This is a genomic window from Pusillimonas sp. T2, from assembly GCF_002236805.1.
Taxonomy (GTDB): Bacteria; Pseudomonadota; Gammaproteobacteria; order Burkholderiales; family Burkholderiaceae_B; genus Neopusillimonas.
In genome coordinates, this window is record NZ_NIQA01000024.1 from 1 (window position 1) to 6,184 (window position 6,184).

Annotated in this window: 8 protein-coding genes and 1 CRISPR repeat array; of the genes, 1 reads left to right on the top strand and 7 read right to left on the bottom strand. The window is 53.6% G+C overall.

The features are described 5' to 3' along the window. The 7 genes from PuT2_RS15785 to csf5 form a co-directional block, all read right to left on the bottom strand. On the bottom strand, positions 1 to 228 hold a 228-nt coding region (locus tag PuT2_RS15785; RefSeq protein WP_216820834.1), incomplete at its 3' end, for a hypothetical protein. Positions 229 to 252: 24 nt separating this feature from the next. Further along, a CRISPR array of direct repeats spans positions 253 to 521; the repeat unit is 25 nt; unit sequence AACCCCCGCTAACGCGGGAAAAACG. Between the two features lie 32 nt (positions 522 to 553). Further along, on the bottom strand, positions 554 to 1,045 hold the full coding sequence (locus PuT2_RS15455) for a DUF1643 domain-containing protein (RefSeq protein ID WP_093971893.1): 492 nt from the start codon (positions 1,043 to 1,045) through the stop codon (positions 554 to 556). A 6-nt stretch (positions 1,046 to 1,051) separates the two neighbouring features. After that, positions 1,052 to 1,405 (bottom strand): hypothetical protein, encoded by a 354-nt coding sequence (locus PuT2_RS15460; protein WP_093971894.1) that lies wholly within the window; start codon positions 1,403 to 1,405, stop codon positions 1,052 to 1,054. A gap of 413 nt (positions 1,406 to 1,818) precedes the next feature. Beyond that, the gene (gene csf3 / locus PuT2_RS15465; RefSeq protein ID WP_093971895.1) at positions 1,819 to 2,541 is read right to left on the bottom strand and encodes a type IV CRISPR-associated protein Csf3; all 723 of its coding nucleotides are present in this window, start codon (positions 2,539 to 2,541) and stop codon (positions 1,819 to 1,821) included. Position 2,542: 1 nt separating this feature from the next. Further along, the gene (gene csf2, locus PuT2_RS15470) at positions 2,543 to 3,703 is read right to left on the bottom strand and encodes a type IV CRISPR-associated protein Csf2 (RefSeq protein WP_158214067.1); all 1,161 of its coding nucleotides are present in this window, start codon (positions 3,701 to 3,703) and stop codon (positions 2,543 to 2,545) included. A gap of 19 nt (positions 3,704 to 3,722) precedes the next feature. Beyond that, positions 3,723 to 4,481: a type IV CRISPR-associated protein Csf1 gene (gene csf1 / locus PuT2_RS15475; RefSeq protein WP_093971897.1), complete on the bottom strand. Its 759-nt coding sequence runs from the start codon at positions 4,479 to 4,481 to the stop codon at positions 3,723 to 3,725. After that, complete coding sequence (gene csf5, locus PuT2_RS15480) at positions 4,468 to 5,208, bottom strand: type IV CRISPR-associated endonuclease Csf5 (RefSeq protein WP_093971898.1); 741 nt, start codon at positions 5,206 to 5,208, stop codon at positions 4,468 to 4,470. The genes csf1 and csf5 overlap by 14 nt, the downstream gene beginning before the upstream one ends. A gap of 137 nt (positions 5,209 to 5,345) precedes the next feature. On the opposite strand from csf5, the gene PuT2_RS15485 reads away from it, so the two are divergent. Then, complete coding sequence (locus PuT2_RS15485; RefSeq protein WP_093971899.1) at positions 5,346 to 6,182, top strand: DEAD/DEAH box helicase family protein; 837 nt, start codon at positions 5,346 to 5,348, stop codon at positions 6,180 to 6,182. Positions 6,183 to 6,184: the final 2 nt, after the last annotated feature.

Consider the following 6,184-nt stretch of genomic DNA (forward strand, 5'->3'; position numbering starts at 1 on the left):
AAATGATTTTCTCTCCTTTGTAAAAGTTACGAGGCTAATGCCATCAAAATCTGCCGGCTTATAACGGTGCTGACCAATGGCCTCCAAGCGCAAGCCAAGCTCGTTGTTTTGGGCAACAATCAGAGGATCGTTTAAACGCATAATCGGACCCTGATTGGGAGCATGAAACGTTCTCACGCTCTGTTGCGCTTCTTCTGCAGATTTTGCGCTTGATTGTTTGCTATTCATCGGTGTTCGATCTTATCTGCTCTTAACCCCCGCTAACGCGGGAAAAACGTTCTTAACCGAGGAACAGCAACCCCAGGAGTCCTTCAACCCCCGCTAACGCGGGAAAAACGCCGAAAACATTCCGCTTGGTAGCAAAGTACTCCTTTAACCCCCGCTAACGCGGGAAAAACGAGGACATTGAGACGATGCTTGACCACAAACACCTTCAACCCCCGCTAACGCGGGAAAAACCGCCGGCCATGTGTTCTTCCTGCCCAGTTTGCCCTTCAACCCCCACTAACGCGGGAAAAACGCTGTATGGCGGGGGCGCTGCCCCTGGATGGTTTTACGACTTGAGTTCCCATTCAAGCAGTTCCTGATCAGATTTGACGTAGAGAGGATGCCGCGGCGCCCCCGAATTGGTTTGACCCAAACACCAGAGTGTAGCGCCCTGGTTTTTGAGCAATTGGACCACGTGACCAACCCGATCAGCGCGAGCATTATTACCCCATGCGCAGACGATATCGGAATGAGATTTAGCCAATTTCAACAGGTGCCGGTCATTGTCGGGCCCGACCGGATCGGTGTGCGACCATAGCGCGGTTGGATTCGGCGATCGCAATGCATACAGATTGGCCACGACAACACCTGAGTGCCCCCAGGTTCTGGCAAATCCAATCAAACGCCGAATAGTGGGATCATCCTCTGTTGCATCAGCCGTGCTTGGATTGAGCATGAGAAAGGCAATAGGGGGTTTGTTTCCTATCAGACTTTGTTCCTGCCTGGTCAGTCGATAGCGATATTGCTCGCAATCGCTGATGATGGCGCTCTTGATCATCGCACTCTAGCCTTTCATTGTCTGCCTGGCAGGCGATCGGGGCGCTTCGTAGTCGGACATGTCGTTCGTCACAGATTGCGCTGCCACTTCTTCAAGAATTTGAAGCGCCTGTTGGATTTCAGCACGAGAGACGAGTTCAAGCATTTCTGATCGGCCGACCTTCTCATGGTCCTGTACGGACATGTCAGCCCAGTTTGGATTCGCATCCTTCTTGGCCAATCTCCAGTTCGCGTTAGTGTTATCCCGTGCAAGCACATACACGTCGATCGAACGGGTCAGGCCCATCCCAAAAAACTCCTCAGCCACTATTTTGACTTCGGACCCATCTTCTCTTTGTAAAATTTGTTCAATTTTGCTCATTATTGATTCCTCAGATGGCTTAGCAACAGACCGCGGGCGGTTGCCCTGACTATAGGCAAAGCCCATACCGTTTGGAGCATTAGAGGAGAGCAGACAACAGCTCACCCAACCCCCGCCCTCGCGGGGAAAACAAAGAGTCGCCGATAGTTTGGTCTACTCATATCCTTCAACCCCCCGCTGTCGCGGGAAAAACCATTTGTGACCTTCTTTACCGAAGATGCAGAAACTTCAACCCCCGCTAACGCGGGAAAAACTCTTGTCGTTAACTCTTTGACTCAAAATGATTTTCTCTCCTTTGTGAAAGTTAATAGGGCAGATCATTTGGTTATCCAATTAGCAGGAGAGAAAGATGGTTGAGAATGTTGAGAGGGAAATCCAGGAGCACAAAAAGAAGATCAACAAAGGGTGCACGATCACAGACCCGCAGGGATAAATGCTGACATGCGGTTTTCAGCGGCCCAATAAGGCGGTTTGCATGCCGCCTGAATCGCCACATCATCCGCTCTCAACGGCCAAGGTTTGACCCGCAGTGTCCAATGCTCGGTAGCGCTCGAATCGGGCTCCACAGCCACCGAAGTAATACGCCCAAGGCCAGCTCGGCGCCGTGCCCCAAGGTGTGTCGGGCGCCTATCGTCGTTTAGCAGCTCATCGATCAAATCTCGATACCCGATGCACCAGGCCTGTAGCATCAGCAACCCACCGTCAAAAGGCCGTTGCGTGGGATAAAAACCCAGCAGGTTTCGGTACACCCCTCGTAATGTATCGAGTTTGAGCTGATACGGCTCCAGAGTTGCGCCAGGGCGATAGCGACCATGCTGAATCTGACCAGAGCCAACGCCGGCAGCATAGACACCCTCATCACGACGCTGCGTATAAAACCCAGTGTCATTCACTACGGCAACGGCCGGCACAATAGCGCTGGCTTTCCAAACCCAATCGCCCTCTTGCTCATGGCGAGCCAAAGGCAAATCATCAGCCAATGCGCGAAGGGCTTGCACCGAAGGGTCTTCTTCAATATCCTCAAGGCCTCGCTGAGTTACGCAGTACGCAAGAACCGCGTCAAGATGCAAAGGCAAGGCGGGCGCGGCCCACCCTCCCGCGACAGTAAATGTGATTTTCAAGGGTTCAAGTGTCATGTCAGACCGCCTCTTTCGCTGCCTCTTTTGCCGCCTTCTTGGCCTTAGCCTCAGCCGCTTTCTGCGCTTTGGCGTCGGCCGAAAAGTCTTCAAAGAAGCCTTTCATGTCTGCAATGCTCAGCGTACCAATAGCCTCATTGGCAGCATCGACAAAGGGCTGCGTCGTCCCAGGCAAAGAGAAGGTGTCATTGGTGCTGTAAAAATCACCCAAGCTCAGCGAATCACCATCCCCGTTGATCAGGATCGATTCGACCCGTACCTTCCCGAAGCCGCAGCGCCCCCAGCCGCCGAACTGATTGGCCACGAAAAGATCTGACAACGACAACAGGATCAGACCAATCTTGGCGTCATCTACCACAGAGTCATCCAGGTCAATCCGAAAATGGAACGGCACGCCTGGGGCGATGGTTTCGATAGTCAGCATGTGGGACACATCGGATTTTCTCAATTCATCATCGGCTTTTCGTCTCGCACGATTGCTGGGCTCGGATTTTTTCGATTCATCCTCAGCTTTTCGATCGGCACGATTGCCGAGCACAGCTGATTGGTATTTGGCCACCGTGGCTTGAGGGTCAGCTACACTGCTCAGGATTTGCCCTGGATTCATGACTCGAAAAAGATCATCCACGCGAATCGAGTTCCGCAAACTCACAAGCTGCTTAGACTGCACATAATATTTTTCGCCGCTCTCGGAGGTGCGGGATTTGACGTATTCGGCAAACCGCGAGGGCACCATGCCCGTTTTGATGGTGCTGGCTATGATCGGCAGCATGTCGCTGACACGATAGCTGGACGGGTGCAGGCGAGCCCCCCCGCCAAACAGACCCATGTAGACGTTGGCACGAGCACGCAAAAGCTCTTCAACTGAACGGGCGGTGGAATCTGGCGAACCAGACGAAGCGCCGCAGCTCAAACCAAGGTACAAATCGCCTGGCAACGGGCCTTCGGTTTCAGTGAAGTGCTTGAGTAAACGCCCCATCGCCTTGCGCCGCAGCGCCCCCCGAAAGCCGTTGGCTGGGTAATAGGGAATGTACTGAAGCTGGCCATCAATCATCACGGGCAGCTTGGTCGTATAGCTAATTTTCTTTGTGTCGTCGTAGTTGCCGGGGTAGGCGACATACAAGGGCGAGGCCAGGGTAAGGGTAACGTCGATGCTTGTCATGGTGTGCTCCTGTCGGTAATTAGAGAATTGACGGGGTAATGGACTCTGGGGCGATGGGCCTTTCATGAAGAAACGCCCCCAGAGCCCAGGCCTCACCCGCGTTAAGTTGTAGCAGTGACGAAATGTTGTCGGTCGTGATCTGTTCTTGTTCAAGCAATTTGTAGACAAACCATTTCAGGCGCCCGCCGTCGCTGGACTGAAACTTCCAATCAGCAACAAAGGGGCTTTCGATGGCATCTTTCACGGGCCGGCCCTTTTCCGATTTAAGTTGGGCAAGGTAACGCGCTTCATCAGCCGCTTTCAGTAGCAACGAACGGCGCAACCTGACCACTTGCTCGCCTACGCGAATCAGAATCTGTTCTTTTGACAAGGTAACCGGGGTGCGCCAGACCACATGCTGTTGTTTAGCGTTCTGCACGCACAAGGCAAAGGGCGTATCGGGTGGGGTTTGCAGCGCCCAGGCACGGTGTTCTTTTTTCATGATCGGGAAAATTCCATCACGGCAAATCAACACGCTGGAAGCGCCCATCTGAAAGACGCTGCGCGTCATGACAGCGGTACATGCGCCACAGCGCCACGGGTTACCCGGGTGGGCCAAGGCATTGTGATTGGTGAACGAGGGGGGAAGCACCAGATCATCGACGGGATCACCAGCTCGCAGGCTGACGCCGCAGACGGCGCAAGACATGCCTGTATGGCGCTCATCACACACGTCCGAACCTTCCGGCTTCAGTCCGGTTGCGGCAAGTACAAGTTCGGTAGCACTAAGCTGCATCATGAACACCTCCAACGATCCTAATCAGCCGGCCATATCCGCGGCTTTGTAGGTTGCCAGCTTGCCAAATGCCAGAGAGCTTGGCGTTCATGGAAAAAGAGCCGCGCAGCAGGCGGGCGTAGCGATTTGTCTGGCCGTCAGCGAAGGTCAGACGCAATCCCAACTCATCGCAGTCGTGCACGGTGATGGCCAAACGCTCCTTCAGGAACTGCGCGTCGGCGCTGGCGTACTGCCTGGGCTCGACGGCGCCGACCTCCAGCCCCGGAAAATCCATGCCGCGCTGATCGCGCTCGCGTTGCAGCACGTTAATGACCAGGCGCGTGACCAATTCCTCATTAGTACCTTTCCAGGTGTTGCCTTTGCGATAAACCAGATCACGAAAGTAGTACCGATAGGGGAAAACAGATTCTTCCAGACCAAATTCAGGCTTTTGCAAATCCATTGGAATGGCTGTGGCCAGTTCTTTAGAAAGCGCCATTGAGACCGTGCCTGAGACCGCCAACAGCGCTTGGGTGTTTCCGCTGGTGGAGAGAATGCCAACCCATCGACGTCCGCCGACAAAACGGAAGTCGGGTTGACTGTCGGGAATAGGGCGGCCATTGGCGTAATGAAAGAAGGACTCTGGCACGACGGAATTGGCTGAGCACGCCTTGGTAACCAGATCTTTGAACTTACTTGTCGTCAGCCGCTGTGTTTCAGGCAGCTTGAAGCGCAGTAGCGATTGTCTCATTGGCATTCCTATAAAGTCACGATTTAGGATAGTATAACGACTATAAAAAAATTCACAAATGATTTACCGTGTTTACGAGTGAATTGATAAAACCGACATGCTCATAAATCATGAGGGTGATCAGCGAGGGTTAAACTATGGCCACAATAAAGATTTCTGCCTCGGTCTGCCAACAGATTGAATCCGATTACGAAAACGATCCTAAGAACGCACTGACTCTAAAATCAATCCGTCAAGCGGTTAAGTCGATGATTCAGACCGCGATAGAGGACGGACTGAATCCAGCAGCATTGCCCGTAACTAGCGAACCGGGCGTCAGCATGAACATCACGTTCGAAGCCAATCACAGTCGTGCTATTCGACAGCTAGCTAAGCAACAGATGATCCGCGAGGGCGATGCCGCATTGAAGTATCTATACGCAGCCCTCTCGCGTGGTGATGCCCAAACGCTCAAAAAGCCCAACGCTTCTTTTTTGGATGGGTATACGAGTGCTCGAGGGCTGAGTCGCCGCCCCCAACAGGTGCTTTTCGCGCAATCTGTGTTGTCGAGCCTGCAAAGCAAAAACATCGGCCTGATTGAGGCGGCCACAGGTGTTGGTAAAACGCTGGGCATTGTGGCCGCCTGCAGTGAACTCATCAGTCAGTCGTCGTTTTGCCGGGTCGTTGTGGCTGTGCCGTCAATTCAGCTCATTCGCCAGTTTGCCGCTGAACATCGCGCCCTTGAGCAAGCAAGGCCCATGCCCGAGGCGCGGTGCGTGATGGGCCGCAACGAGTTCATCAACACCCAGGAGCTCGAGGCTATTTTGCAAAGTGGCACCGAGTTGCTGGATCCGGCCCCCATCCGCCAGTGGCTTGCCCAAGGCGCCCCCGCCCTGAATGAGGATGCCCCCTTTGAATTGCCCTATTTGGCTTCATCGCTTCGCCAGATCAGCCCGGATTTCCCGATAGATGCTGTGCCCCCTCTGTCACACTAGTT

What these genes read in the sequence shown, in the direction of transcription:
- PuT2_RS15455 (WP_093971893.1), bottom strand. Translation starts at nt 1,045, where the DNA reads ATGATCAAGAGCGCCATCATCAGCGATTGCGAGCAATATCGCTATCGA.
- PuT2_RS15460 (WP_093971894.1), bottom strand. Translation starts at nt 1,405, where the DNA reads ATGAGCAAAATTGAACAAATTTTACAAAGAGAAGATGGGTCCGAAGTC.
- csf3 (WP_093971895.1), bottom strand. Translation starts at nt 2,541, where the DNA reads ATGACACTTGAACCCTTGAAAATCACATTTACTGTCGCGGGAGGGTGG.
- csf2 (WP_158214067.1), bottom strand. Translation starts at nt 3,703, where the DNA reads ATGACAAGCATCGACGTTACCCTTACCCTGGCCTCGCCCTTGTATGTC.
- csf1 (WP_093971897.1), bottom strand. Translation starts at nt 4,481, where the DNA reads ATGATGCAGCTTAGTGCTACCGAACTTGTACTTGCCGCAACCGGACTG.
- csf5 (WP_093971898.1), bottom strand. Translation starts at nt 5,208, where the DNA reads ATGAGACAATCGCTACTGCGCTTCAAGCTGCCTGAAACACAGCGGCTG.
- PuT2_RS15485 (WP_093971899.1), top strand. Translation starts at nt 5,346, where the DNA reads ATGGCCACAATAAAGATTTCTGCCTCGGTCTGCCAACAGATTGAATCC.